Origin of the sequence: Metabacillus crassostreae (assembly GCF_016908395.1) — a bacterium.
GTDB lineage: Bacteria > Bacillota > Bacilli > Bacillales > Bacillaceae > Metabacillus > Metabacillus crassostreae.
In genome coordinates this window covers 90,390-116,626 of the sequence record NZ_JAFBDU010000008.1, presented here as the reverse complement: position 1 = coordinate 116,626, position 26,237 = coordinate 90,390, and the positions used below count along the sequence as shown (strand labels likewise).

Below are 26,237 nucleotides of genomic sequence, written 5' to 3'. Positions count from 1 at the left end.
GCTTACATAGTTTGCAACAACATTAACCATAAATTTTAGCTGCTCCTATATAAATAACAAAAGACTAATGGCCATTACAGCCATTCCTCCCACAAGACCATAAATAGAAAGATGTGCTTCATCGTATTTCTGTGCAGCTGGAAGTAATTCATCGAGCGAGATAAAAACCATAATACCTGCTACTGCTGCAAAGATAAAACCGAACAACATATCATTTAAATAAGGCATTAAAACTAAATAAGCTACTATTGCACCTAAGGGTTCGGACATTCCAGACAAGAAAGATAATTTGAATGCTTTTTTCTTACTACCTGTAGCAAAATAGACAGGGATAGAAACAGCAATCCCTTCTGGAATATTGTGTATGGCAATTGCGACTGCTATTGCTATCCCTAAAGAGGGATCCTGTAGTGCAGAAGTAAATGTTGCAATTCCTTCTGGAAAGTTATGAATCGCAATGGCTAGTGCTGTAAATGTTCCCATTTTTAACAAATCTGGATTTTTTGTCGCTTGTTTCTCATTCATTTCTTCTACTCTTTTTAGCTCATGGGGATTCCCTTGTTTAGGGATAAATTTATCGATTAAGGCGATGATTAAGATTCCTGTGAAAAATCCGCAAACTGTCATCCAATTCCCTAATACCATACCCATTGACTCCACTAGTGCATCCTGTGCTTTTACGATGATCTCCATGAACGATACATAAATCATCACACCAGCAGAAAATCCTAGTGAAATCGAAAGAAACTTAGTATTCGTAGTTGTTGTAAAGAAAGCCAAAACACTTCCTATTCCAGTTGCAAGCCCAGCCATTAACGTCAACCCAAAAGCTAGCAATAAACCTTCAGTCATTAGGTTTTCCTCCTCATTGCGTAATCAAATTTAATGAATTAAATTGTATTTATGACAGATAATTTTCTAAAAGAAACTACCGTTCAAAAAAAGAGATGATCCATTTTATCGATCTCTTGTAGTGGCATTATTCTATAAAAAGAGTATGAATTCTTTTGCGATTGTGTGACTTAGATCTATGACAAAAGCCATCATGATTGTGACACGAAGACTTTTCTTAATGTGTATTTTTCATTTTTTATAAAATAATGTAGCCCTAGTAGCTATTTATCATAAATCCTTTACCGTTCGAATTAGCAAAAGCGGGTATTAATCCAAAAATAATGGAAGGAGTGGAAAAAGGTGATACGAACATTGCCATGATTGCAAGAGGGAGGAAAATTATAGGTAACACGCTGAGGTTTGATATATTTTCTCTGGACTGTTGTTTTTTCAGAGAATCATCTTTGTTAGAAATTCTAAAACTAAATAATATGAATAAAGCATTCAGTAAGCGGGATTTACAATAAACATGTAGTACCAAAAGATGATGAAAAAATAGACTAGCATAAAGAAGATGACTCCTATTAAGTGATCATCTTCTCTAAACATTATGTCTAATTAGCATTTTTCTGAAGGTAATAAAATATTGTACCTAGTAAGAGAGGTTTATTTTTCTATTTCACCATTACAATCTTCATGACCATATTCATTTAAATAGGGATTTTCTGTAGTAGCAAAATTCACAGATTGGAGACTTACCTCAGGATCCATTCCAAATAGTTTGTTAAATTCTTCTTTTGATGGTTCAGCATTTAAATTTTGTGATTCTTCATTCTCCTTCATAGTACACCTCTTTTCTTAATCGTATTTTTCGATAGTATCCACAGGTTTATACAGACAGACATTAAAACTCTTATGTATAAAAAGAGATGCCAAAAGTGCAAGCATCTCATGTTCATTATTTTATTAACACCAAGCAGCTCCAACAATGATAAGCAGTATAAATAAAACAACGATTAAAACAAAGGGATTAACACCAGCTGGTGCAGCAACAGGAGCTGTATATCCGTGACCACATAAGCCTCCACCGAAACCTCCATATCCGTAACCCATAAAAAACACCTCCACTTCAAATTAGATCTATACATAATATGGGATATCCTGAAAACTGTAATAGACATTAGCACAATTTAAAGAAATTTAAGTTTGGATGAAGAAAGGAAAGGGGGAGAGTAAAGGTGCGATAACAAGATAGATAAGAAAATACAAAAAAAGACACCCCGAAGGATGTTTATTTGATACTTTGTTTGTAGATTTCATCTAATTCTGTTTGCGAAAGATCATTATTAGCAAAGCCAATAGTAGCATCTACAAGCTTATCAAAACTTTCTGATGATCTACTTTTCATCTTCAAACCGTGCTCATACTTTTCGAGATCTTCTTTTTGTCGTAGTAAATCCTGTTCTCTTCCTTCATAATCAGGTCCATTCATTGTTTTAGAATTTTCCTTAACAACTTCAATGTATTGTTTTAATTGCTCATCCATATTATTTTCTGACTCCTTTGTACAGATGTTTTCAATTTAGTATGTACTTAACTGAATGACTCATTCAAAAGAGATGCGTGTAAAATTGCGTCTTAATTTTAAGTTTATTTCCCGGTCTTCTCCTTTTTCTTCTCCAATATTTTAAAGCCCCAATAAATGAAGGCAACACATAGTAGTAATCCTACTAAAGCTGGAATGATGATTGATTTGCCAGATTCACCTGCAGAAGAAACGCTCCACATCATTTTTCCTAAAGCCATCATAACGATGACAGATAAACCGATCCACAAATTTCTCTTCCAAAACCCTAACCCTAATAACAAGAAAGAGATGGGGACTAATAAAGTTAACAAGATTTTAGATAAGCCCAATTCGCTTGTTAAATAACTCACCTCATATTCAAGAAATAATGTAACCTGCTCGCTTACTGTTTCTGGTTCAGGAAACCAAAACATGCTTGTGAACAAACTAAAGATCGTAATTGAAATACCACTCCAGCTTCTTTTATAAGCAAAATAGCAAAAAGGAATTAAAAAAAGAGGGCGAATAAACCAGCTTAACTGATTGTGATGACGAGCAAAGGCCCAATCTAGAAAATCCCTATTTGTTAAAGCTAAAATAAAGAATAAGAAAGTGAGGAATGCAAATAGTGAGGCGACTAATTTATCATATTTTTTAGAAAACATGTTAATCACTCCTATCTATTTAGTTTGAAGCTATGCCATTTTGTAAGATAAACAGTAATCGATCGATGTAGTTGATTAACTCTGTATTGTCAAAGCCCAATTCTCGATGCTCTAAGAAATAATTTGCAAAGGTTGCATTGATTGTATTAATTAAATAGATGAGCATTTCTGAATCGATTTCTTCAGATATTTCACCAGTTCTTTTTCGGTTTTCTATTGTGCTCATAAAAAATTGCTGACTAGCTTTTTGACTGTTACCTTCTATTTCTCTTTTTAATTCTTGATTTCGTATCGTGAGAAAGTCTGTTGCTATTACTGCAAGCTTAGGCTCATTTTTATAGAAATCAAGACCAATTATAAATAATGCACGAATGAAAGGGATAAACTTCATTTCATCGATTTTTCCTGTTAATTGAGTAGAGTAGTGACTTTTTCTGTTTCCAATAATCTCGATAATAATATATTTATAAAGATCATCTTTGTCTTCAAAATACTGATAAAAGCTTCCTCTTGGAATTTTAGCTTTACTTATCATTTTTGAAATACTCATCTTTTCGTAGCCTTTATCAAAAAATTCATCCACTGCAGCTTCAATCACTTGGTTTTTCTTATCTTCAGGTAAATTAGAAAAGGTTTGTGTTGGCATGACGGTAATCTCCTTTTATTGTGACACACTTGTCATGTGACGATACTGTCATAATAGATGATTTTTAATCAAATGTCTACCAGAATGAGGGAAATATTAGCTAACCATTTTTTATTGAACGTTGCAGCAGTAAATAAAAAAGGGAAGCAAGCTAAAACTTGCTTTCCCTTTTACATAATGAATTTTCATTTATCAAACTTTAAATTTCCCAACTATCTTCTGTAGCTCTTCAGCCATGTTAGATAGGGTAGAGGATGAAGCTGTAATTTCCTCCATTGCTGCAAGCTGTTCTTCTGTGGAAGAGGAAACACTTAATGTTCCACTTGCTGTAATGTCAGAGCTTTCAGCAATTTGGTCCATTGATTGGACGATTAATTTTGTTCCAACAGACATCTCTGTAACGGCTGAAGCGACTTCTTGAATTTGCGAAGACACCTCAACAATTGATTTCTGGATTTGCTCAAATGAATGACCTGTTTCGTTTACAGATGTAATTCCCTGTGCCACTTTGATTGTTGTTTCTTCCATTGTTTTAACTGTGTTATCAGTATCGATTTGTATGGTTGATATTAATTGTGAAATCTCTGAAGCTGATTTAGTTGATTGTTCAGCTAGTTGACGTACTTCATCTGCAACAACCGCAAAGCCTCGGCCGTGTTCACCAGCTCTTGCTGCTTCAATTGCAGCATTTAATGCAAGAAGATTTGTTTGCTCGGCAATTTCAGTAATGACCTTAATAATTTCGCCGATTTGACTTGAACGCTTTCCTAAGGTTTTCACTTTTGATGAAAGCTCAGTAACAGTAGAGTTAATATCATTCATTTGTGAAATAACAGTTGTTACGGAATTATTCCCTTTGTCAGCCATGTTTGATGCATGATTAGCTGTTGTGGTAACAGCTGTGGAACTCTCAGAGATTAACTGAACGGATTTTGAAAGATCATCAACTGTTTTAGTTGCATTTTTTACACTGCTTACTTGTTGGTCTGTTCCGTATGCTACTTCTTGGACTGTTGTGGAAATTAATTCAGTTGCTCTTGTTGTTTCTTCTGAACTTGCTGTTAATTGTTCAGATGCTGCCGCTACTTGCTCTGAATAAAAGCTTACTTGCTGAAATAGATCTCTTAACTTCTCAATCATTTTATTAAATGATTGAGCCATTTCACCAAGTTCATCTTTTGAGTTCAAGTTGATTGATTGAGTAAGATCTCCTTCACCTTCAGATATTTCTTTTAAGCGATTATTCATAATACTAATCGGTTTATTAATTGATCTAATAATGAAAAGTGAAGCAATAATCCCACCTATAATCGACAATGCAATAGTAGAATATAAAATTAGGTTTGCAAAGCTTTGCTGCTTATCTAAAAGCTTCTTATCTTCCTCAATTTCATTTGTTAGCTTATTGACAAAAGCTTCTATACTCGGATCAACTAATTCCTTTCGAATGCTTCTTTGTTCTTCCATATGAACGGTAAGAGCTGCTTCTATATCACCATTCAAATAAGTATTGACCATTTTTTCATTTGCTTCGCTATAAGTTAACAAATTGCTTTTTATAGAATCGATAGCTTCTTGATCAGTATTATCAAGAGAGGAAATAGTTTTTAGCTCATCAAAGTATCCAAGTATTTTCTCTTCTTTCTCCTCTATACCTGTAATTAACTCATTATCTCCTGTCAGTAGGAAGGCTCTTTCATCATTAGATAATCCTGTAAAACGATATTGTAGGGATTTTAGTATTAATTGAACCTTTTCATCTTCTTGCATTTCAAGATATGATTTTTCTGTTGAGTTTAATTGCAGAGCTGATAATGTCCCTATAATAGCTATCCCTGAAATTAATAATGAAACTAATAAAAGTAGTTTAACTTTGATTTTCATAATTTCCTCCTGTAGTTCTAAATGGTGTGACAGAAAACGATATATTTCGACAAAATTCTATTTTTCTAATAATAGCACATAGTGACATTAATAAACTATATGAATATGAGCTTTCATAGAAGTGGGTGAAGTTACCATCAATTTAGTCTGTACTAGTTTGTAATTATGACAGAAGTTCTTATGTAGAGGATTGGGAAAAGCTGTAGTCACTTGCTAATTAACTTCTAATTTGATATATTTATTCCGTTTATGAACCTTTTCAAACTACTTAAATAGCAAATGACTTCGAATAACAATATTTGTATGTTATTCTATAATAATAAGGTGATTTTGAACGATACTTGAGGAGGAAAAAATGTTAAAAAGTTTAATAAGCAGATATTCTTTTTTATTTTTAGCGGTTGTCCTCATGTGGGTAAAAACCTATATTGTCTATCAAACTGGTTTTGATATAAAAATAGAAAATATGCTGCAATCTTTTATTCTATTTATGAACCCACTTAGCTTCTTTTTGTTGATTTTTGGTTTCGGCTTATTTATGAAGCAAAAAGCAAGGAACATTTATATTCTCGTGATCAGTACATTGGTGACAATCATACTGATTTCAAATATGATCTTTTACGGTTTTTATAATGACTTTCTAACAATTCCTCTTTTATTTCAGTCAAGTAATATGGGGGATTTAGATAGTAGTGTTCAAGAGTTAGTAGATCCTATTTATTTTCTTTTGTTTATTGATATTTTACTTTTACTAGGGATAGCACTTAAGCATAAATTTCAGCAAATAGATGTTGTCACCTCTAAAGAGAGAAAAGCATACTTTTTGCTAGTTTTAGCTGTGTTTGTGATTCATTTAGGTCTTTCAGAGATATCACGTCCACAGCTATTAACTCGTTCCTTTGATCGCGAGGTATTAGTTAAAAATATTGGGATTTTTAACTTCCATATTTATGATGCTGTTGTCCAATCAAGTACATCGGCACAAAGGGTGCTTGCTGATAGTGATGAGCTTGTGGAAATACAAAATTATATTAAAGCAAATAAAAAAGAACCAGATGAAAAGATGTTCGGTATTGCTAAAGATCGTAATGTGATTTTTGTTTCGTTAGAATCTACACAAAGCTTTGTTGTAAACGAAACATTAAATGGAGAGGAACTTACACCTTACCTAAATGATTTTATCAATGAAAGCTATTACTTTGAAAATTTCTATCATCAAACAGAACAAGGCAAAACCTCTGATTCAGAATTTCTAGTGACAAACTCACTGTATCCTCTTGGTCGTGGAGCGGTTTTCTTTACACATAATGATAATGAGTATAACTCAATGCAAGAAATTCTAAAGGAAAAACACTATTACTCTGCAACATTTCATGCCAATAATGCGAGCTTTTGGAACAGAGATATTATGTATGAAGCATTTGGTGTGGACAAGTTTTATGATTTAGAAAGCTATGATGTGAATGAGGAAAATTCAACAGGATGGGGATTGAAGGATAAAGAGTACTTTGAACAGTCTGTGGATTTAATGAGCAAATTGCCGCAGCCATTCTACAGCTACTTTATTACGTTAACTAATCATTTTCCGTTTGAATTAGACGAAGAAGACAAGTTGATCGATGAATTTGATTCTACTAGTGAAATACTAAATCGATATGTAACAACGATTCGCTATCAAGATGAAGCGTTGAAGAGATTTATAGAGAAGCTAAAAGAATCTGGACTTTATGATAACTCCATTATTGTACTAATGGGGGATCATTATGGTATTTCTCAAAATCATAATGAAGCGATGGCGAAGTTTTTAGGTAAAGAGGAAATAACAGCTTATGATAACGTGCAATTACAGCGTGTTCCATTTGTGATTCATATGCCTGGAATAACAGATGAAAACCCGAAATTGATAACTGATGTATCTGGTCAAATTGATATTAAGCCAACACTTTTACATTTGCTCGGTATTGATACAACAGAAATGATTCAATTTGGGAATGACTTATTTTCACCTGATCGACAGTCATTTGCCGTTTTGAGAAATGGTAGTTTTATAACGGAGAAGTACATCTCAATATCTGATGTTTGTTATGATCGTCAAACTCAGGAAGTTATTGAAGCTAAAGGAGCTTGTGATTCGTATGAAGAAATTGCACATAGTGAATTAAGCTTCTCTGATAAAATTATTTATGGTGATCTATTACGATTTTATAATGAAGAAAAAGCGAGTACGGGGAAGTAACATCTCCGTACTTTTATTATTTAAGGCTGTTTTCGGTACAATTTGCAAGCATTTCAGAAAACAGCCTTATTTAACAATCAATACAGGACAGTTTGCTCGCTTTGCGACCTTATGACTGACGCTTCCTAGAACAAACTCTTGAAGTCCGTTTAGACCTCGACTACCAATCACAACAATATCAATGTTGTTATCGCTTACATATTTAACAATACTAGGTCCTGGCTCTCCATGAAGAATCTTAATCTCAAAAGATACACCGGCTTCTATTGCTTGTTTTTCAACATCCTTCATTCGTTCCTTTCGCTTATCGTTAATATCTACAGAATTCCAATTGCTCAAAACATCTGATTTTGCCTTTTCAGCATCAACGACATATACCACATCAATTGTGGATCCTTTACTGCATTTTGCAATATGAATGGCATTTTCTGCTGCTCGTTTAGAATGCTCTGAACCATCTGTCGCTAATAAAATTCTCTTATACATTTTACACACCTCCTGCTAATGGGAGTTCAGTTTATTTGCTAGTTTTCCAATTAATTCTGTGCTTTCTTCATTTAAGCCTGTCACATTTACATTTTTACCTGTTTCTTCAAATTTTGATACAATTTTATCAATGGCAGCTACGGCTGAATCATCCCAAATATGTGATCGAGTTAAGTTTATTTCAACTGATTTAATGTCTTCTTTATAGTCAAAATGTGTTAATAACTCTGTTACCGATGCAAAGAATAATTCGCCATTTATGCTATATATTCTTGTATCTCCTTTTAAGTGACTTTCTACACGTATCTTTGATATTTTCGAAACGAAAAAGATCGCACTTAAGAAAATACCAGTAAATACACCAATAGCTAAATTATGAGAATAAATCACAGTAATGACTGTGACAATCATCACAATTGCATCACTTCTTGGTATAATACCTAGCGTTTTAATGGAATTCCAGTCAAATGTACTTATTGAAACCATAATCATCACACCAGCAAGAGCAGCCATGGGGATTTGAACAACAATATCTCCTAACACGATAATTAAGAACATGAGGAATACTCCTGCAACCAAAGCAGATAAACGCCGACTACCTCCAGATTTAACGTTAATAACAGATTGTCCGATCATGGCACACCCCGCCATTCCACCAAAAAAACCCGTAATGATATTTGCAATACCCTGTCCACTACTTTCAATATTTTTATCACTCGGTGTATCTGTCATATCATCCACAATTGTGGCCGTTAAAAGAGATTCTAATAAGCCGACAATTGTTAGGGCTATAGAATAAGGGAAAATAATCAATAAGGTTTCAAGTGTAAATGGTATATTTGGTATTAAAAACATTGGTAAAGTTCGTGAAATTTCTCCCATATCACCAACTGCTCTCACATCGATATTCATCATGATAACTAAAACCGTTAAAGCAACAATTGCTACTAGGGTAGATGGAATGACTTTCGTTAAATACGGTAGCAAATAGATGATCGCTAATGTAAGACCAACTAAAATATAAATAACATAGCTTTCTCCTTCAAAATGCTGAAGTTGAGAGGTGAAGATTAAAATGGCTAATGCATTAACAAACCCAACCATAACCGATCTTGGAATGAACTTCATATACCTTGATAACTTAAAGATCCCAAAAAGAATTTGAAGAATACCAGTTAATATTGTTGCAGCAAGAAGATACTCTAGGCCATGATCTTTGACCAAATCTATAAACAATAAAGCCATAGCACCTGTTGCAGCTGAGATCATTCCAGGTCTGCCACCAACAAAGGCAATTGTAACAGCAATCGTGAAGGAAGCATAAAGCCCAACCATTGGGTCAACACCTGCAATGATCGAAAAAGCTATAGCTTCAGGAATGAGTGCAAGTGCAACAACCAATCCTGATAAAATGTCACCTCTGATATTTCCGAACCAAGAATCTTTATAAGAAAGATGCTCCACTTTTTTTACCTCCATTCCATAATGCTTATTATGTACAAGAGGTTTTTTAACAAATCATATTTTCATAAAAGATTAAATAAAAGGGGACTAACATTGTTTGATGTAGGTTGAGATGCGTTTTTATAACAACAATAAATGTAAAAGATAAAAAGGGCTTCTATTACCTTATTTTTATGTTTTGTACGTGTTATTGTTCGATAAATAAAGAACGATAGAGAATTCACTTAATGTTTCCGCTTACATCAAATTTCACAAATTCGTCAAAACCATATATAATTCTTTATGTTAATAACGGACCCGACTTTCATGAGAGTTGAAAGTCATAAAAAAATAAAAAAATGTTAAAGGGAGAGTGTCTTTTTTGGATTTAAGTACAATTAAATATTCTTGGTTTGGAAATATCAAAGGTGATGTATTAGCAGGTATAGTGGTTGCTCTTGCATTAATTCCTGAAGCAATTGCTTTCTCAATCATTGCAGGTGTAGATCCGATGATAGGATTATACGCATCTTTTTGTATTGCGGTGACAATTGCTTTTGTTGGAGGACGTCCTGGAATGATTTCAGCTGCAACAGGGGCTACTGCTCTGTTGATGGTAACTTTAGTTGCTGATTATGGATTGCAATATTTACTTGCTGCAACCATTCTTACTGGTATCATTCAGATTATTATGGGTGTTTTAAAATTAGGAAGGCTAATGAAATTTGTTCCCCGTTCGGTTATGACAGGTTTCGTTAATGCATTAGCTATTTTGATTTTTACATCACAAATTCCACATTTTGCAGGTGAATCATGGCCGATGTTTGCAATGGTAGCTGGAGCACTAGCTATTATTTATATTCTGCCACGTTTTACAAAGGTTGTGCCATCACCACTAGTAGCAATTGTTGTGATCACACTCATTGCATTTATGACTGGAAGTGGTGTTAGAACTGTTGGTGACATGGGTGAATTAACACAGGCATTACCATTGTTTTTATTACCTGATATTCCATTAAACTTTGAAACATTGAAAATTATCTTTCCATATTCTCTTTCGATTGCGATTGTAGGATTAGTGGAATCTTTATTAACGGCACAAATTGTAGATGATATGACAGATACAGATAGTGACAAAAATAAAGAAGCACGTGGTCAAGGTATTGCCAATATTGTTTCAGGATTCTTTGGCGGTATGGCAGGATGTGCGATGATTGGTCAATCAGTAATCAATGTTAAGTCAGGTGGTAGAGGACGATTATCTGCATTAGTTGCAGGGGTTTTCTTAATGGTGCTAATTTTACTATTAAATGACTTCCTTGTTCAAATACCAATGGCAGCACTTGTTGGAGTTATGGTCATGGTTTCTATCGGTACATTTGATTGGTCTTCATTAAAGACCTTGCACAGAGTACCTTTAACAGATACGTTAGTTATGGTCGTTACAGTCATTACTGTTATTATGACTCATGACTTATCTAAAGGTGTTCTTGTTGGGATTATTTTAAGTGCGATATTCTTCGCTGCAAAAATATCAAAAGTAAAGGTAACAAGCTTATCTTCTGATAGATCTAGTAAGAAGGTTTACCGTGTATCAGGTCAATTATTCTTTGCTTCTGTTACAGATTTTGTTAAAGAATTTGATTATAAAGAAAATGTTAAAGAAATTGATTTAGATTTAACACAGGCACACCTTTGGGATGATTCTGCGGTTGGTGCTATTGATAAAGTTGTCATTAAATACCACCAAAATGGTGTGAAGGTGAATTTAATAGGTCTAAATTCCGAAAGTAACAAGCTTATTGAGAAAATAGCCGTTCATAATAAACCAGGCGGACTTAATAAAGTAGCAAATCACTAATGAGTTAAGATTAGTAAACGAGGCTGGGACATAATTAAAGAAATCATTCAACAAGACGAATAAACCTAAATTCAGTTAAGTTGAAAGAAACAAGTTCGTTCCATTGCGCTGCAGACATAAGATTCGCCGGGGAGGAAGCTAAGCCTCCTCGTAAGCTGCGCGCCTGTGGGGTCTCAGCCTTTCCTCTGCACCCGCAGGAGTCAAATGTCTTCCGCTCCATTACACTAGTTCTTAAAAATAGTATGCAAAATCAAAAAACTGCAAATAAAAACCCGAACTATTAGGCGAATGTTTAATTGACATATCACCTAATAATTCGGGTTTTTCATTAGCTTAAATACTTATGTCCCATCCTCGTTTTTTATGCTTTTGGGGTCAGACCCCAAATAGGCTCTAATATACTCATCTGTCGTTAAAACTGTGGCAAACTCTTTATGTAATGTTGCTAGTGAGACATTTTGGATTGTTTCTGCATCAATATATTGGTCATTATGATCATATAAACCAAATGATGCTGTAGCATCTGAAATTAGGAATGTATTAAAGCCTAAGTTCCCGCTCATCCGAGTTGTTGTAGAAACACAGTGAGGTGTTGTTAACCCAACGATTACGACATCTGAAATTTCATTCTTAACAAGATGCTCCTTAAGTGAAGTATTGATAAAAGCGCTATTAACTTCTTTTTTGATAATCTTTTCATCTGCTGCTGGCTGGACTATTTCTTTGATTAGAGAGCTGGATTTTTTTTGATAAAAAAGCGAGTTGGGATTTTTAGATATATGCTGAATGAATATAACTTCTTGTTTACTTTCTCTCCATAAACTTAATAGCTGATTAATGTTAGTTTCTGCTTGAAGATTATTACGCATTCCCCAACTTGGATCAAAGAAAGCATTTTGTACGTCAATAATGATAAGTGCTCTTTTCATTTTTATGCCTCCATTTATTACCTTATTTTATTTAGATGTTTAGGCCTCTTAACTAATTCCCCTCCACAATTTGGGCAAATAAAGATCATTTTCTTTGTGCAATCATCACAAAAAGTACATTCATGAACACAAATATACGCATCATCTCGAATAGAATCATGACATTTTTCACAAGTATTCTTCATCGCTAATCCCACTGTATAGCCTCCTTTATATGTATTAATCTAATTTTAAGTTAAATAAAATGTAAGATATATACTATTTATAAGGAGTTTGAACTGCTATTCTTAAGAATATAAGGAAATTATGCAATTTATAAATAGAATTGAAGGTGAGTGTGCATGGACAATGTAAATCGTGAAATTCTAACCATCCTTCAAAATGAAGGTAGAATTTCAATGACTGATCTAGGAAAAAAAGTTGCGTTATCAACACCAGCTGTAACAGAAAGAGTACGAAGATTAGAAGAACAAGGTGTAATTGAAGGGTATAAAGCGAATATAAATCCAGATAAAATAGATAAACCAGTAAAAGCGTTTATTTTAGTTGAAACACATCGGTGTAAGGCGTTTAGAGAATTTTGTAAGAATAACCCTGTTGTGATTGAGTGTCATAGATTAACAGGTCAATATAGTTATTTAGTGAAAGTTGTTACAGATAACAATGAAAGTTTAGAGAGATTTATAGATGAGACAATGGAATATGGTCAGCCCTACACAATGATTAACCTCTCTTCACCAGTGTTACATAAAAGTATATAAATATTTAGTTGGTAAAAAACTGAACGAAGATGATAAGTTAACATAGAAACGATTCGCTGATTCCAATGTCCGTTGATTCTAACACCTTTGGGTCAGCTTATTATGTATAAAAACTCTCACCTCTTAACACCTATTAGCTATTTATTAAAACAAATAAACAAGAAATAAATGTGATAAATGATAAGGGAATCATGACCATTCTTTCTTTTTTATTTTTTGATGCTAGATTCCTAGAAGTGTTTAACTCCATAAATATAGTCATACACCACACAAAGATAGACGTTGGAACGAACTTTATCGTTAAAGCATTCGTATGAACTAAATAAACGCCATCAAAAGTAATATCAATTCAGATAGCAAGCTCTTAAATCGCTTTCGTTTAGGTAGTACTCCTTAATATTTACCACCCCAGCTATATTTCCTCCAAAGATCGTTTTAATAAAAGCAGAAATTGAAAAATGGCAATTAAAATGAAAATCACAGCAACAACAATTGCTGCAACTTTTATATAGAGAATCTCCAAACTAGAGCCCTTCAAACTGTGTTTAATTTATTTTGTAATTCAGAGTTTCAACAATCTTTCTTTTTTACTAACTAATAAGCAAACCTCTAATAAATTTCCTTCTAACTCGAATTTCTTTCGTTTCTTTATATCTATTAGGTAAATAGTTTCAAAAATCTTTTAATACCTCCTGTCAACCCCTAAAATATTGTAGAATTTTGTCGATATAGAAGGTAAGTGTTTTTTTACTATAATAAAATTGAGGTAGAGTGGGCGAACTGTGGAAAAACTAAAAAAGTTTGATAAAGCAGCATATGATGTTCTCCAATTAATCAGTGAAAGAATACCGAGTAGCTCTTTCTTTGTTTCCACAACAAGAAATAATCGATTTAAAATTTTAGAAAAGCTTGTTATGCAGGATGGCTGTATCATTCCAGATGGAGTTAATAAGCCTATTGAAGAATCATATTGTAATATTGTGGCAAATAAACGAGAGCCTCTTTTAATTAGTGATACATCTAGCAATGTTCTAGTAAAAGATTTAGCTGTGACAGATGAATTTAAAATTGGTTCATATATTGGAGTTCCAATTGTGCTAGAAGATGGATCAATTTTCGGAACTTTATGTGCATTAGATCCTAAGCCAAATATGTTAAAGAAAGAAGATATTCATGTTTTAGAATTGTATGCGAGCTTTATTAGTACAACCGTTGAATTAGAAGAAGCATATTCAAGATTAACTCACTATGAACAGCAAATGACGAAAGAGCTGAATCTAGCTAAAAATATTCAAAGATCTTTTATAAGTGATGATTTGAACGATGAAAGAATAACAATAGACTTCTTATATACTCCTTCTTCTCATTTATCAGGTGATCTTTGTCGTTGGGATAAAGTAAATGATGGTATTTATACAGCGATTGTACTTGATGTCATGGGGCACGGTGTTTCATCTGCTTTAATTGGTATGGCTATTACTCCGATTTTGAAGTCCATTTCAACTGAAAAAAACAGTCCATTTGATGTAATGAATGAGTTAAATAAATCAATTAAAGATTGGTTTAAATATAATGATCAAGTTTCTACATTTGTTACTGGTATCTATTTATTAATCGATACAAATACACAGGAATTACACTATTATAATGCCGGCCATCCAGCGGGGTTTTTATTAAGTAGAGATGGAGCTGTGGTATTGCTTGATGAGGGAAGCTTGCCTTTAGGGATTGTTTCTGAATTACCACGTCTAGAAACAAGAGTTCCATACACGACCTCATCAGAAATTCTCTTGTATTCTGATGGTGTTTTAGATCAATTCATGGAAAAGGGTAATACCAACAAAGTGATTCCACGATTAAAGAATAGATATCAACAGACAGTTTTAAATGGAATAGCTTTTATACCATACTTAAAAGAAAAAATTAATGCTATTGACTACCTTGAAGATGACGTCTGTGCGGTAACGATTACGTTGAAATAATGGGGTGTGATTATGTTTAAATGGGACGTACAGTTGTCTTGTGATCTTGATGAAATTGAAAGTTTTGAGGATGCACTTAGGGATAAGTTTGAGGATTATTCTTGTTCATTACAAGAGCATATTTGCTTTATTACTCATGAGCTTCTTGTTAACTCTTTTGAAGCAACAATTAATAAATATGGAGATACTGCTCATCAGTATAAACTGTATGCAGAAGTGGAGATGAAGGAGGAAGAATATATTATTCAGGTAACTGATGAATGTGGTGGTGTTCCACAGGAGGCTTTAACACATGATTTAGAGGATTTTCTTCATAATGAAAGAGGACGAGGACTACTGTTAATAAAAGAACTAGTCGATTCTATCTCTTTTCATCGAGAACATGAAGAAGAATTATATACAGTTTTGGTGAAAAAGAAAAGGAGCGATTAATTTTGAATCCTACGATTAAAATAAATCAGTTTGATGGAAATCAACTTTTTGTTATTGAAGGTAAGCTTAGCTATGGTCGAACACAGCCAATAAAGGAAGTCTTAATTGAAGCAATTGATCATGAATCGCCTGCCTATGTGTTTGATTTAACTGAACTTAAAGCAATAGATAGCACAGGCATGGGGTTATTTGTCACATTTTTAAAATATATCGAAAATGAAAAAAAAGTACATCTTATAATCCAAAAAGGATTTATAAAAGAACTATTTCACATTGCAAAGCTAGATCAGCTTTTCATCATAAGTGACAACATAGAAGACTGTAAAGGAGAAAATGGATGAGAAAACTAGGTGTTAAAGGGAAATTAACTTTTTGGTTTTTATTGTTGTTTCTTATCGGAAGCTCAATATTAATTTTCGAATCAGTATGGACAATCAAAAAGGAAGTATTACATGTTGCTGAAAAGAATTTAGCTAGTGATTTAAAGGTTGCGGAAGGTTTAATTGATGAACAAAATCCTGGTTCATGGTCAATAAATAATGGTGAACTTTATAAGGGTGAAACAAAGGTTAACGATAATAACGAAATGGTAGATGCCATTGGTGAGTTAACAAGTAATGCTGTTACGATTTTTCTAAATGATACACGGGTTTCAACGAATGTGAAGGATGAATCCGGAACACGAGCGATCGGTACCAAGGTCTCTGACGCAGTTGCAGATGTTACATTGAAGCAAGGCGAAACATATATCGGTGAGGCCATTGTTGTAGGAGAAAAACTCGTTACAATTTATGAACCAATTAAGAATGCTTCAGGTGAAATTATTGGGATGTTATTTGTTGGTCACTCAGCAGAAACATATGACTCAATGGTTTCTAGCTTTACAAACAATCTAATTTTAACAGGTGTTGTGGAGTTAATAGTTATTGCACTAATCATGTTATTCATCATTCATAGACAAATCCAGCCGTTAAGAAAAATGACGGTTTTATCTGAACAAATAGCTCGAGGTGATTTAACAGGTGAAGTTATTGAAACAAAACTGAAAGATGAAATAGGCGATTTATCACAATCCGTTAATTTAATGTCTACTAATCTTAAAAACTTAATCACCAATGTGAAGGATACGGCCGAACAAGCTGCTGCTACCTCTGAAGAGTTGGCTGCAAGTGCTGATGTCACAGGTGAAATGAGTAACCAAATTGCTTTAACAACAACTGAAATTGCCTCAGGTGTATCAAGACAAACAACAGAGGTTAATAATATCTTAGATAATATGCGGATAACAACAGATCGAGTTGATAGTGGTGGGGAAATCATAGAAGGAACATTAGATCTTGCGATGCGATCTACAAAAGAAGCGGACTATGGTAATAAAGCTATAAACGAAGCTATCCAACATTTAGGGAAAGTGACAAGTACTGTAGAATTTGCAACCGAATCGATCCAAAAATTAGGTAGTCGGTCTGAAGAAATCGGTAGTATTATTACCGTTATATCTGATATTTCTAATCAAACGAATTTATTAGCTTTAAATGCTGCGATTGAGGCTGCTCGAGCTGGTGAAAATGGTAAAGGGTTTGCTGTTGTAGCAGATGAAGTGAGAAAGCTAGCTGAACAATCAAATTCTGCTGCAAATCAGATCACAACACTTATTGAAGATATTCAGTCAGAAACTAAGGTAACAGTCAACACAATGGAGACAAACCTTGTTTCTGTAAAAGAACAGGTACAATTAATTGAAAAGGGTGGAGAATCTCTTCATAAAATTGTTGAAAATGTTCAAGAAACGGAAAATGGAGTGCTGTCAGTAAAGGAAATATTCCAAGAACTAAAAGGTTATGCAGAATCTGTATTGCAATCAATCGAATCTGTGTCAGAGGTAATTGAAGAATCTGCAGCTTTATCTGAAGAAGCAGCAGCATCAACAGAGGAACAAAGTGCAACAATTGAAGAAGTTGCTAATAGTGCGAAGGATTTAGCAAAAATTGCAGAGAAACTTCAAGAGGAATTGAAGCAATTTAAACTATGATTATGATTACTAATGTGGAGGGAGGTGTAGGAATGAGTGCAACAGATTTAAAAATAGTAACAACGATTCAAGAAGCGATGATGGATTCAATTAAACAAATTATTCCTCTACAAACTGTTAAAGTGGATTCAAAAACTGGTAGTAAAGAAATCACCTTGAAATTTGCTGTTCTTGTTGGTTTAACAGGCGAAATAAAAGGTAAAATTCTATATAAAGGTGAAGTATCACTATTTAGTTCAGTTGGAAGCATGATGTTTGGTATGGAGATTGAGGGAGATATGTTAAAATCCTTTGCTGGAGAGCTTGGTAATATGATTTCTGGAGGATTTTGCACAAATGTTTCCGCTAATGGAATAACGATTGATATAACATCACCAACAATTCTAGATGGTAACTCAAAAATTTCAGGCTTTAAAGAAGCGGTGGAGCTAGACGTTTTATTTCAAAACAATGGAACATTAAATGTAGCTGTGATGATTGATTAATTTATATGAAATAAACAAGCATTGTAAAAAATCAATGTCTTTTAAAAGGAGCAAACCAAATTAGTTGGTTTGCTTTTTCTTTACAGCAGAAATGCAGCTTTAAGAACTTGTTATATCATTATTCTTTTAAATACTAGGAAATTATAATAGCCAGTAGTTTGAGAAGAATCAATTGGTGAAGGGATTGTATACATATGTATGAACAACAAGATGAAGTGTACTTATGATGTTTTTACTAGTAGTCTTAATTATCAGTTTAGAATGTTGAAGGAATCTCTCTTTTCACTAATATGTTAACATAAATATGCCTGAATTATCTTGTTTAATAGAAAAGTGGGGTTCCTTCATAGATCGTAAGTAGGTTATTCTTTAATATAAATATACATGTTTCGCTTTTGGTGAAACTGGTTAATTAACTGATCAACTTGACAGCTTAATTCAATAGTTTCTTTACTAGTCATGCCAGTACTTGCAGCAGAATTGATCATTTTTGAGCTTGCTTCCATAATCTTTCTCCCAATTTTAAGCAGCTCTTTCTTTTTCCTCTTTTTTATTCTATTATCCTCTATTAACAAATAAAACCGTTCCTCAATCAATACAACCACCTCTATTAGTCAGATTTTGATAAAATTATTAAACCAAATTAATAGTTAAAAGGGAAGCTATTCGACAAAAATAGAATTTATATGATAAAAAACTTCATAGTTTGTAAAAAGAAAATCTAGTAAATTATATTTCAGAATAAAATATAAAATATGAAAGTAACGATTTTTATATAGTATTTTACATAAAAGAAGTAAGAATATTATGGAGAAATAAAGTGATAGGAGAGGTTGAGAAAATGTCTCAAATTTTGAAATTAAGAAAAAAGACAGAAGAAGATACATTCATATTATGGAACTATATTTATGGAACTGACAATCCTGAATGGAAAAAATGGGATGCACCCTATTTTTCATTGAATCAGCTTTCTTATGATGAATATGCTCAACAATTTCATAAAGAAGATTTAGAAAAAAGCAGACTAATTGAAGTTGATGGAAAGGTTATCGGATATGTCGGCTATTATTGGGAATATGAAAAAACGAAGTGGCTCGAAGCTGGGATTGTTATTTATGATCCTGCATATTGGAGCGGTGGATATGGAACGAAAGCACTTTCTCTTTGGGTTGAGCATTTATTCCAGACATTAGATATACCAAGAGTTGGCATTACAACTTGGTCAGGTAATGAGCGAATGATGAAGCTTGCACAAAAGCTCGGTATGCAATTAGAAGGTCGAATGAGGAAATGCCGTTATTATAATGGAGTGTATTATGACTCAATAAGAATGGGGATTTTAAGGGAGGAATGGGAAAGCGGGAAATACCTATGAAATAACATTATAATGTAGGTTTCTGTGTACACTAATTTAGCAGGACTTTTTAAGTTACGTTATATCTATTTATTTACGCTCAACATAGGGTTCTATTTTCTCAATCATCAGACCACCAGGACCCTCAATAAAATAAGCATTGATTTTCATACCGACAACAAGTTCATCTTTATAGGAAGTGTGTAAGTTTGCGGGATCAAAGGAAATAATTGTTTGATCCTCACTTATGCCTTGGACAGTATTATCGACTATTTCTGTTATTGTATAGATTTCTACTTTTACATAATCCTTCTCATTAGTAGTAATGGTTTCATCAGCACTAACACTACTAACCTTTTTGCTAATATTTATAATAGATTCATTAGTAGAATAACTAGCTAGTAAAAGTAACAAAATAAGTGTCAGAATACATAATAATGCAATTTTCTTTATCATCATTTAATCTCCCTTTAGTTTCCACACTGTTTACTTTTATTCTTCCCAACTAGTAATAAGATAAACATGTAAAAAAATGAAACCGTTTCATTTAGAAAAAAGATTTCCACTTCTGAGAGTTTGCCGTTATACTAAAGTTTGTTGCATGATAGCTATTGTTTTAGTCTTTCTCTAAGAAGAAAGCTAAGTAGGAAAATAAGTTAACGGATTTTCATTTAATAGGTGAATGGAGAAAAAGAACATGGATATTCTTACACTGTTAAAAGCGTTGATTCTTGGCTTGGTTGAAGGATTAACAGAGTTCGCCCCCGTTTCATCAACGGGTCATATGATTATTGTTGATGATATGTGGCTGCAATCTGAAGAATTTTTAACAAAATATGTTGCGAATACATTTAAAATTGTTATACAGTTAGGATCAATTTTAGCAGTTGTTGTCATATTTAAAGATCGATTTATCCAGCTGCTTGGCTTAGGAAGATTAAGTAAGAAAACAAGCAACACACAGCAATCTAGTGAAAAACATTTGCGACTTTCACAGGTTATTGTCGGGTTAATTCCTGCTGGTGTTCTAGGTGTGCTTTTTGAGGATTATATAGATGAGCATTTATTTTCAATAGAAACGGTTTTAATAGGATTAGTTGTCGGAGCTATCTTAATGATTATAGCTGACATCTTTGGGCCAAAAGAGCCTAAAATCGTTTCAGTTGATCAAATAACTTATAAACAGGCACTTTCTGTAGGGCTTATTCAATGTCTATCTTTATGGCCAGGATTTTCTCGTTCAGGATCAACAATTTCAGGTGGAGTTTTATTAGGAATGAGTCACAGAGCAGCAGCAGACTTTACTTTCATTATGGCTGTTCCTATTATGGCTGGTGCAAGTGCATTATCATTACTAAAAAACTGGCAGTACTTTTCACTTGAGGCGATGCCATTTTTTATAACAGGATTTATTAGTGCATTTGTTTTTGCGTTAATTTCCATTCGCTTTTTCCTAAAGCTTATTAATAAGATTAAATTAGTTCCATTTGCCATTTATCGTATTGTTTTAGTTGTTGTTATCTGGATCGTTTATTTTTAAGAATGTAAGCTAAGATCATATTTGTGATTCTTAGCTTTTTTGTTTTATAAGAAAGTATTATCGGGTAAAATTCTAACAGGCTTGTTGCGAGCATCCTAAGGAACCCCTCGTTATTTGACATGACGTTGTTAAAAAATATATATTATGTTTAACATTTTAAACATATGGAAATAAGGAGCTAAACGTTTTGATAACAGAGAAACCGGTTGATACCTTCAGAGCTTGTATACCACTTTTTCAAGTGTTAGGAGATATGTATCGTCAAGATATTATTTTGCTTCTTGCAGAGAAAAAAAGCTTAACTGTTAATGAGATTACAGATCATTCTACATTATCTCGACCAGCGATTTCTCATCATTTAAAACTATTACGACAAGCCAATTTAGTCACAATAGAACAAAAAGGTACACAACGATTTTATTCTCTTTCTTTAGAAGCCTCTATTGATCAGTTTAAAAAGCTAGTTTCTATTGTTGAGGAAAAGTGTCTTTAATATAGGCTATTTCTGAAAGAGTGTAGCTAATAGACATCATTATCTGTTGCGACCAATGTGTTATCGCATAAATGGTGAGATTTGTAGAAGAAAAGATCGATTGTTTCCATCATGATTCTAACAACAACACAGTTTACGAAAACGGCCTTACGATATGAAGAACAAATTTATAATTAGATGCCATTTTTTAGATTACATTAAGCTAGGAGGGAATACTCCATGATCGAAATAAAGGAGCATTCGCACGATTCAGTTGAAAAGCATGTAAAGCTGCAGAAGCAATACTTTAAAGCAGGAAAAACTAGGTCAAAAGAATTTCGAGTGAACATGCTACAAACACTTGAGAAGCAAATTAGGAAACATGAAGCTAATATATCTCAAGCTTTAAAGCTTGATCTAAATAAATCAGAAACAGAAGCGTATGTAACCGAAATAGGTTTTCTATTAGAAGAAATACGTTTTACGATCAAACATATTGATAAATGGATGAAGCCTAAAAAAGTAAAAACAGCTAAAACACATATTGGCTCAAAGGGCTACACAATTGCTGAGCCATATGGTGTGACACTTATTATTGCTCCATGGAATTATCCATTTCAACTACAGATTGCACCGTTAATTGGAGCAATTGCAGCAGGAAACACGGCCATTCTTAAGCCTTCCGAGTTAACGCCAAATACATCAAATTTAATATCATCTATTATTAATGAGGTATTTGATCCAGCATATATAGCTGTGCTAGAAGGTGGCGTTGAAACAACAACTCATTTACTAGACCAGCGCTTTGATTACATTTTCTTTACAGGAAGTGTTTCTGTGGGCAAAGTAGTAATGGAGGCTGCTGCGAAAAGGTTGATTCCTATAACGTTAGAGCTTGGTGGTAAAAGTCCTTGTATTATAGATGAATCAGCTAATTTGGAGCTAGCTGTAAAGCGTGTCGCATTTGGTAAATTTATTAATGCTGGTCAAACCTGTATTGCGCCAGATTATTTATTTGTTCATAAAAAGGTGAAGGATACATTTGTTAGTGAATGTAAGAAAGTTATTCATGAATTTTATGGAGAAAACCCACTAGAAAATGAACAGTTCGCAAAAATCGTAAATGAACGTCATTTTAATCGAATTAAGAGCTATCTATCTCATGGTGAAGTTCTTCATGGGGGAAATGTTGACGAAAAACTTCATAAAATTGAGCCTACATTAATTGTTCCTAAAGAGATGTCATCAGCATTAATGACAGAAGAAATTTTTGGTCCAATTCTTCCGATTATTGAATATGAGGATATTCAGGAAGTAATCGATTTTGTCACTGATCGACCAAAACCGCTTGCATTATATCTATTTACTAAAAATGACCATATTGAAAAGCAAGTAACTGAAACAATTTCATTTGGTGGCGGTTGTATAAATGACACGTTAATGCATATTGCCACACCTTATTTACCATTTGGAGGAGTAGGAGAAAGTGGAATAGGAGATTATCATGGGGAATCAAGCTTTCAAACATTTTCTCACATGAAAAGTATCTTAAAGCAAACAACTCTTTTTGACTTTAGCTTCAGGTACCCTAATGCGAAAAATGGGCTGGCAACGTTAAGGAAACTAATGAAATAGTGATGTTAATAGCTAGTTTTAGTTCATATATGACAATTTAGAAAAGATCGGAGTTTTTATGCAAAAAATAGTACCAGCATTTTCCTCAATGAAGCAATATGAAAGATTTTTAGAAAGTGAGTATGAAACTGGTGTCTTTTTGGAAACTCATATCTCACAATTAAACAGCATTCATAAATTGGCAGAACAGCACCAAAAGAAAATTATTTATCATGTGGATTTAATACATGGATTAAAAAATGATGACTATGCAACCGAGTATGTTTGTCAGGAGTATAAGCCTTATGGGTTAATCTCAACAAAATCAACGGTTATTATGAAGGCTAAACAAAAGGGTGTTGTAGCAATTCAACGAATGTTTTTAATTGATTCACACGCTCTTGAAAGAAGCTACCGCCTTGTTGACAAAACAAAGCCTGATTATATTGAAGTCCTTCCTGGTGCGATGCCATGGATGATAGAAGAAGTAAAGAAACGTACAAAAACCAAAATCCTTGCTGGAGGTCTTATCAGATCTGTTGCTGAAGTTGAAGCTGCCCTTGAAGCAGGTGCAGACGGAATTACAACTTCAAATAAAGAATTATGGGATCATTTTAAATAATGGTTTTGTGGGATAAATTAGAATTGCTTCTTTGAGGGGATTTATTACAATTAATATCATATTTATTCAACAAGGAGCAAAAAACCTTATTTCGTTTTAACTTATTTGATAGCTAAAGAAGTTGGTTTTTAAATACACTATAGTGGAATGGAGCGGCAGACAATTGACTCCTGCGGGTGTAGAGGAAAGGTCAAGACCCCACAGGCGTAGCGAAGCCACTGAAAAAGTGTTGATTTTCGAAAAAGTGCATTTTTTACGGGGTCAAAAATGTCTCCCCATATAAAAAACGCGGCTTAGAAACGAATCTGAGGGCTCGTTTTTCTTTTGTGAATTTTCGTTTTTAAAAAGTTGGACTTTTTCAGTGGCCTCGGCGTAGCCGAGGAGGCTTGACTTCCTCCCCGCGGAAAGCAATTGTCTGAAGCGAAATGGAACGAATTAGTTACTATAGAATACATCCTAATTATTTAATCATTGAAATTGGCGTAATGAGTGTTATAATAAAGTTAAGTTAATAAAAGCGGTAGGAGACATGGAGAGACCATTCTACATTATAACAATTGTTATAATGCTAGTTTTGGTCTCTTTTTTTGTACCATTTTATAGATATGGGTATATGGACATGAAAAATCGGATTTTACATTATATTTGGAGGTTATCACATGGGGAATTTCTCTAGTATGAATAGAACAGAGCAATTAAAAACAATGAGTGAAACAAAATATGATTTATTAGTAATTGGTGGAGGAATAACAGGTGCTGGTATAGCATTAGACGCTGCTTTACGTGGAATGAAGGTTGCTGTTGTTGACATGCAGGATTTTGCTGCTGGAACATCAAGTCGATCAACAAAGCTAGTTCATGGTGGATTACGCTACTTAAAGCAATTTCAAGTAGCAATGGTTGCAGAGGTTGGGAAAGAGCGAGAAATCGTTTATGAAAATGGACCACATGTAACAACACCTGAATGGATGCTGCTTCCTATGCATAAAGGTGGTACATTCGGTAAATTTTCAACATCTATTGGTCTAAGAGTATATGATTTTTTAGCAGGTGTAAAAAAGTCAGAACGCAGAAAAATGCTTTCAGTAGAAGAAACGTTAAAGAAAGAGCCATTAGTTAAGAAGCAAGGTCTTGCTGGTGGTGGATATTATGTAGAATACAGAACAGATGACGCTAGATTAACTATAGAGGTTATGAAAGCGGCAGTGGCAAATGGAGCAAATAGCATTAGCTACACTAAAGCAGAAGAATTAATTTACGATAATAAAAAAGTTGTAGGCTCCAAGGTAAAAGATTTAATTTCACAAAATGAATATAATATTTCAGCTGACATTGTTATTAATGCTGCAGGTCCTTGGGTTGATCAAGTACGGAATCAAGATTATTCACGAAACAATAAAATGCTACGCCTAACAAAGGGTGTACATTTGGTTATTGATCAATCTGTGTTTCCACTTCAACAAGCCATTTATTTTGATACACCAGATGGAAGAATGGTCTTTGCTGTACCTAGAGAGGGAAAAGCTTATGTAGGAACAACAGATACATTCTTTGATACAGATATTGCAAACCCAAAAATGCTAGCTGAAGATCGAGATTATATTTTAAAAGCAATTCGCTACATGTTCCCAGATGTAAATGTCACAGAAAAGGATGTTGAATCAAGCTGGGCTGGGGTTCGTCCGTTAATTTATGAAGAAGGAAAAGATCCTTCTGAAATATCTAGAAAAGATGAAATTTGGGAAGGTGACAGTGGATTAATCACAATTGCTGGGGGGAAATTAACAGGCTATCGCAAAATGGCTGAAAGTGTTGTTGATCTTGCCTCTAAACGAATTACTGAAAAAAATCCTTCTGTTTCATATAAACAATCAAAAACAAAATCTTATCCGATCTCAGGAGGAGATGTTGGTGGATCAAAAGGTTTTGCAGTATTTGTTTCAAAGAAGCAACAAGAAGCTGTTCAATATGGCTTTACGAAAGAAGAAGGTCAGCATTTAGCACAAATGTATGGATCGAACGTTGATACATTATTTCAATATGGAAAACAATATGATGAGCTTTCTGTCACTTTATCAAGAGACGTTTATGCAAAGCTTATGTACTCAATTGAACATGAAATGGTAACAAAACCAGTTGATTTCTTTATTAGACGCACAGGTGCACTATTTTTCCATATCGATTGGGTTAACCAATGGAAGGATGAGGTTATAAGCTTTATGGAAAATAAATTATCATGGACAGCTGAACAAACAGAGGAATATAAAGTACAATTAGAGAAAGAGTTAAAAGATGCAGTAACTCCTTTTGATTTGGAAGCTTAGGATATTCATCTCTATTTTTAAAAGGTTTTTTTAAAAAAGTTATTTGATTAATTGCTTCTAAATAGAGT

Annotated in this window: 27 protein-coding genes; 14 read left to right on the top strand and 13 right to left on the bottom strand. The window is 33.6% G+C overall.

Annotated features, from left to right (window positions below; all coding sequences use genetic code 11):
* Window positions 1-45: 45 nt before the first annotated feature.
* The 7 genes from zupT to JOC75_RS19285 all read right to left on the bottom strand — a co-directional run bounded on the left by zupT (window position 46) and on the right by JOC75_RS19285 (window position 5,596).
* Entirely contained in the window at window positions 46-852 is an 807-nt protein-coding gene (gene zupT / locus JOC75_RS19315; RefSeq protein ID WP_204955622.1) for a zinc transporter ZupT, read from the bottom strand.
* 648 nt (window positions 853-1,500) lie between these two features.
* The gene (locus JOC75_RS19310) at window positions 1,501-1,677 is read right to left on the bottom strand and encodes a hypothetical protein (protein WP_204955621.1); all 177 of its coding nucleotides are present in this window, start codon (window positions 1,675-1,677) and stop codon (window positions 1,501-1,503) included.
* 123 nt (window positions 1,678-1,800) lie between these two features.
* Window positions 1,801-1,947, bottom strand: coding sequence for a YjcZ family sporulation protein (locus JOC75_RS19305; RefSeq protein ID WP_204955620.1), 147 nt, complete (start codon window positions 1,945-1,947; stop codon window positions 1,801-1,803).
* A gap of 178 nt (window positions 1,948-2,125) precedes the next feature.
* The gene (locus JOC75_RS19300; protein ID WP_204955619.1) at window positions 2,126-2,380 is read right to left on the bottom strand and encodes a YnfE family protein; all 255 of its coding nucleotides are present in this window, start codon (window positions 2,378-2,380) and stop codon (window positions 2,126-2,128) included.
* A 104-nt stretch (window positions 2,381-2,484) separates the two neighbouring features.
* A complete protein-coding gene (locus tag JOC75_RS19295; RefSeq protein WP_204955618.1) occupies window positions 2,485-3,066 on the bottom strand; it encodes a hypothetical protein in 582 nt (193 codons plus the stop codon).
* Window positions 3,067-3,085: 19 nt separating this feature from the next.
* A complete protein-coding gene (locus tag JOC75_RS19290; protein ID WP_204955617.1) occupies window positions 3,086-3,712 on the bottom strand; it encodes a TetR/AcrR family transcriptional regulator in 627 nt (208 codons plus the stop codon).
* A gap of 192 nt (window positions 3,713-3,904) precedes the next feature.
* Window positions 3,905-5,596, bottom strand: coding sequence for a methyl-accepting chemotaxis protein (locus JOC75_RS19285; protein ID WP_204955616.1), 1,692 nt, complete (start codon window positions 5,594-5,596; stop codon window positions 3,905-3,907).
* Between the two features lie 355 nt (window positions 5,597-5,951).
* Here JOC75_RS19285 and JOC75_RS19280 point away from each other — a divergent pair, with 355 nt between their 5' ends.
* Window positions 5,952-7,832: an LTA synthase family protein gene (locus JOC75_RS19280; protein WP_204955615.1), complete on the top strand. Its 1,881-nt coding sequence runs from the start codon at window positions 5,952-5,954 to the stop codon at window positions 7,830-7,832.
* Between the two features lie 66 nt (window positions 7,833-7,898).
* Here JOC75_RS19280 and JOC75_RS19275 read toward each other — a convergent pair whose 3' ends face one another.
* A complete protein-coding gene (locus JOC75_RS19275; protein ID WP_204955614.1) occupies window positions 7,899-8,318 on the bottom strand; it encodes a universal stress protein in 420 nt (139 codons plus the stop codon).
* A 15-nt stretch (window positions 8,319-8,333) separates the two neighbouring features.
* Window positions 8,334-9,797, bottom strand: coding sequence for a SulP family inorganic anion transporter (locus JOC75_RS19270; RefSeq protein ID WP_204955613.1), 1,464 nt, complete (start codon window positions 9,795-9,797; stop codon window positions 8,334-8,336).
* A 346-nt stretch (window positions 9,798-10,143) separates the two neighbouring features.
* On the opposite strand from JOC75_RS19270, the gene JOC75_RS19265 reads away from it, so the two are divergent.
* Window positions 10,144-11,622 carry a SulP family inorganic anion transporter gene (locus JOC75_RS19265; RefSeq protein WP_204955612.1) on the top strand — a complete coding sequence of 493 codons (1,479 nt, stop codon included), beginning with the start codon at window positions 10,144-10,146 and terminating at the stop codon, window positions 11,620-11,622.
* Between the two features lie 341 nt (window positions 11,623-11,963).
* On the opposite strand, the gene JOC75_RS19260 is transcribed toward JOC75_RS19265, so the two are convergent.
* The gene (locus JOC75_RS19260) at window positions 11,964-12,551 is read right to left on the bottom strand and encodes a cysteine hydrolase family protein (RefSeq protein ID WP_204955611.1); all 588 of its coding nucleotides are present in this window, start codon (window positions 12,549-12,551) and stop codon (window positions 11,964-11,966) included.
* A 17-nt stretch (window positions 12,552-12,568) separates the two neighbouring features.
* The gene (locus JOC75_RS19255) at window positions 12,569-12,736 is read right to left on the bottom strand and encodes a DUF1272 domain-containing protein (protein WP_239589584.1); all 168 of its coding nucleotides are present in this window, start codon (window positions 12,734-12,736) and stop codon (window positions 12,569-12,571) included.
* 156 nt (window positions 12,737-12,892) lie between these two features.
* On the opposite strand from JOC75_RS19255, the gene JOC75_RS19250 reads away from it, so the two are divergent.
* From JOC75_RS19250 to JOC75_RS19225, 6 genes are all read left to right on the top strand, one after another.
* Entirely contained in the window at window positions 12,893-13,312 is a 420-nt protein-coding gene (locus tag JOC75_RS19250) for an Lrp/AsnC family transcriptional regulator (RefSeq protein WP_204955609.1), read from the top strand.
* A 782-nt stretch (window positions 13,313-14,094) separates the two neighbouring features.
* Entirely contained in the window at window positions 14,095-15,294 is a 1,200-nt protein-coding gene (locus JOC75_RS19245) for a SpoIIE family protein phosphatase (protein WP_204955608.1), read from the top strand.
* A 12-nt stretch (window positions 15,295-15,306) separates the two neighbouring features.
* Complete coding sequence (locus JOC75_RS19240) at window positions 15,307-15,726, top strand: ATP-binding protein (RefSeq protein WP_204955607.1); 420 nt, start codon at window positions 15,307-15,309, stop codon at window positions 15,724-15,726.
* A 2-nt stretch (window positions 15,727-15,728) separates the two neighbouring features.
* Complete coding sequence (locus JOC75_RS19235; RefSeq protein ID WP_204955606.1) at window positions 15,729-16,067, top strand: STAS domain-containing protein; 339 nt, start codon at window positions 15,729-15,731, stop codon at window positions 16,065-16,067.
* Window positions 16,064-17,758, top strand: a complete 1,695-nt coding sequence (locus tag JOC75_RS19230; RefSeq protein WP_204955605.1) for a methyl-accepting chemotaxis protein — start codon at window positions 16,064-16,066, stop codon at window positions 17,756-17,758. The genes JOC75_RS19235 and JOC75_RS19230 overlap by 4 nt, the downstream gene beginning before the upstream one ends.
* Before the next feature lie 32 nt (window positions 17,759-17,790).
* On the top strand, window positions 17,791-18,243 hold the full coding sequence (locus JOC75_RS19225; protein ID WP_204955604.1) for a chemotaxis protein CheX: 453 nt from the start codon (window positions 17,791-17,793) through the stop codon (window positions 18,241-18,243).
* 362 nt (window positions 18,244-18,605) lie between these two features.
* Here JOC75_RS19225 and JOC75_RS24055 read toward each other — a convergent pair whose 3' ends face one another.
* The gene (locus JOC75_RS24055) at window positions 18,606-18,839 is read right to left on the bottom strand and encodes an aspartyl-phosphate phosphatase Spo0E family protein (protein ID WP_239589583.1); all 234 of its coding nucleotides are present in this window, start codon (window positions 18,837-18,839) and stop codon (window positions 18,606-18,608) included.
* Window positions 18,840-19,084: 245 nt separating this feature from the next.
* Between JOC75_RS24055 and JOC75_RS19215 the strand changes: the two genes are divergently transcribed.
* Window positions 19,085-19,618, top strand: a complete 534-nt coding sequence (locus JOC75_RS19215) for a GNAT family N-acetyltransferase (RefSeq protein ID WP_204955603.1) — start codon at window positions 19,085-19,087, stop codon at window positions 19,616-19,618.
* 69 nt (window positions 19,619-19,687) lie between these two features.
* On the opposite strand, the gene JOC75_RS19210 is transcribed toward JOC75_RS19215, so the two are convergent.
* The gene (locus tag JOC75_RS19210; RefSeq protein ID WP_204955602.1) at window positions 19,688-20,053 is read right to left on the bottom strand and encodes a hypothetical protein; all 366 of its coding nucleotides are present in this window, start codon (window positions 20,051-20,053) and stop codon (window positions 19,688-19,690) included.
* Window positions 20,054-20,294: 241 nt separating this feature from the next.
* Between JOC75_RS19210 and JOC75_RS19205 the strand changes: the two genes are divergently transcribed.
* From JOC75_RS19205 to JOC75_RS19185, 5 genes are all read left to right on the top strand, one after another.
* Window positions 20,295-21,137 carry an undecaprenyl-diphosphate phosphatase gene (locus tag JOC75_RS19205; RefSeq protein WP_204955601.1) on the top strand — a complete coding sequence of 281 codons (843 nt, stop codon included), beginning with the start codon at window positions 20,295-20,297 and terminating at the stop codon, window positions 21,135-21,137.
* 190 nt (window positions 21,138-21,327) lie between these two features.
* Complete coding sequence (locus JOC75_RS19200) at window positions 21,328-21,630, top strand: metalloregulator ArsR/SmtB family transcription factor (RefSeq protein WP_204955727.1); 303 nt, start codon at window positions 21,328-21,330, stop codon at window positions 21,628-21,630.
* 219 nt (window positions 21,631-21,849) lie between these two features.
* Window positions 21,850-23,244, top strand: coding sequence for an aldehyde dehydrogenase (locus JOC75_RS19195; protein ID WP_204955600.1), 1,395 nt, complete (start codon window positions 21,850-21,852; stop codon window positions 23,242-23,244).
* A 58-nt stretch (window positions 23,245-23,302) separates the two neighbouring features.
* Entirely contained in the window at window positions 23,303-23,845 is a 543-nt protein-coding gene (locus tag JOC75_RS19190) for a glycerol-3-phosphate responsive antiterminator (protein WP_204955599.1), read from the top strand.
* Between the two features lie 659 nt (window positions 23,846-24,504).
* Window positions 24,505-26,169, top strand: a complete 1,665-nt coding sequence (locus JOC75_RS19185) for a glycerol-3-phosphate dehydrogenase/oxidase (RefSeq protein WP_204955598.1) — start codon at window positions 24,505-24,507, stop codon at window positions 26,167-26,169.
* The last annotated feature ends 68 nt before the right edge of the window (window positions 26,170-26,237 follow it).

Coding starts and splice junctions, on each gene's coding strand:
- JOC75_RS19270 (WP_204955613.1), bottom strand. CDS start 9,797: ATGGAGGTAAAAAAAGTGGAGCATCTTTCTTATAAAGATTCTTGGTTC.
- JOC75_RS19230 (WP_204955605.1), top strand. CDS start 16,064: ATGAGAAAACTAGGTGTTAAAGGGAAATTAACTTTTTGGTTTTTATTG.
- JOC75_RS19295 (WP_204955618.1), bottom strand. CDS start 3,066: ATGTTTTCTAAAAAATATGATAAATTAGTCGCCTCACTATTTGCATTC.
- JOC75_RS19260 (WP_204955611.1), bottom strand. CDS start 12,551: ATGAAAAGAGCACTTATCATTATTGACGTACAAAATGCTTTCTTTGAT.
- JOC75_RS19305 (WP_204955620.1), bottom strand. CDS start 1,947: ATGGGTTACGGATATGGAGGTTTCGGTGGAGGCTTATGTGGTCACGGA.
- JOC75_RS19285 (WP_204955616.1), bottom strand. CDS start 5,596: ATGAAAATCAAAGTTAAACTACTTTTATTAGTTTCATTATTAATTTCA.
- JOC75_RS19280 (WP_204955615.1), top strand. CDS start 5,952: ATGTTAAAAAGTTTAATAAGCAGATATTCTTTTTTATTTTTAGCGGTT.
- JOC75_RS19190 (WP_204955599.1), top strand. CDS start 23,303: ATGCAAAAAATAGTACCAGCATTTTCCTCAATGAAGCAATATGAAAGA.
- JOC75_RS19310 (WP_204955621.1), bottom strand. CDS start 1,677: ATGAAGGAGAATGAAGAATCACAAAATTTAAATGCTGAACCATCAAAA.
- zupT (WP_204955622.1), bottom strand. CDS start 852: ATGACTGAAGGTTTATTGCTAGCTTTTGGGTTGACGTTAATGGCTGGG.
- JOC75_RS19290 (WP_204955617.1), bottom strand. CDS start 3,712: ATGCCAACACAAACCTTTTCTAATTTACCTGAAGATAAGAAAAACCAA.
- JOC75_RS19250 (WP_204955609.1), top strand. CDS start 12,893: ATGGACAATGTAAATCGTGAAATTCTAACCATCCTTCAAAATGAAGGT.
- JOC75_RS19255 (WP_239589584.1), bottom strand. CDS start 12,736: ATGAAGAATACTTGTGAAAAATGTCATGATTCTATTCGAGATGATGCG.
- JOC75_RS19215 (WP_204955603.1), top strand. CDS start 19,085: ATGTCTCAAATTTTGAAATTAAGAAAAAAGACAGAAGAAGATACATTC.
- JOC75_RS19185 (WP_204955598.1), top strand. CDS start 24,505: ATGGGGAATTTCTCTAGTATGAATAGAACAGAGCAATTAAAAACAATG.
- JOC75_RS19195 (WP_204955600.1), top strand. CDS start 21,850: ATGATCGAAATAAAGGAGCATTCGCACGATTCAGTTGAAAAGCATGTA.
- JOC75_RS19300 (WP_204955619.1), bottom strand. CDS start 2,380: ATGGATGAGCAATTAAAACAATACATTGAAGTTGTTAAGGAAAATTCT.
- JOC75_RS19205 (WP_204955601.1), top strand. CDS start 20,295: ATGGATATTCTTACACTGTTAAAAGCGTTGATTCTTGGCTTGGTTGAA.
- JOC75_RS19210 (WP_204955602.1), bottom strand. CDS start 20,053: ATGATAAAGAAAATTGCATTATTATGTATTCTGACACTTATTTTGTTA.
- JOC75_RS19240 (WP_204955607.1), top strand. CDS start 15,307: ATGTTTAAATGGGACGTACAGTTGTCTTGTGATCTTGATGAAATTGAA.
- JOC75_RS19225 (WP_204955604.1), top strand. CDS start 17,791: ATGAGTGCAACAGATTTAAAAATAGTAACAACGATTCAAGAAGCGATG.
- JOC75_RS19275 (WP_204955614.1), bottom strand. CDS start 8,318: ATGTATAAGAGAATTTTATTAGCGACAGATGGTTCAGAGCATTCTAAA.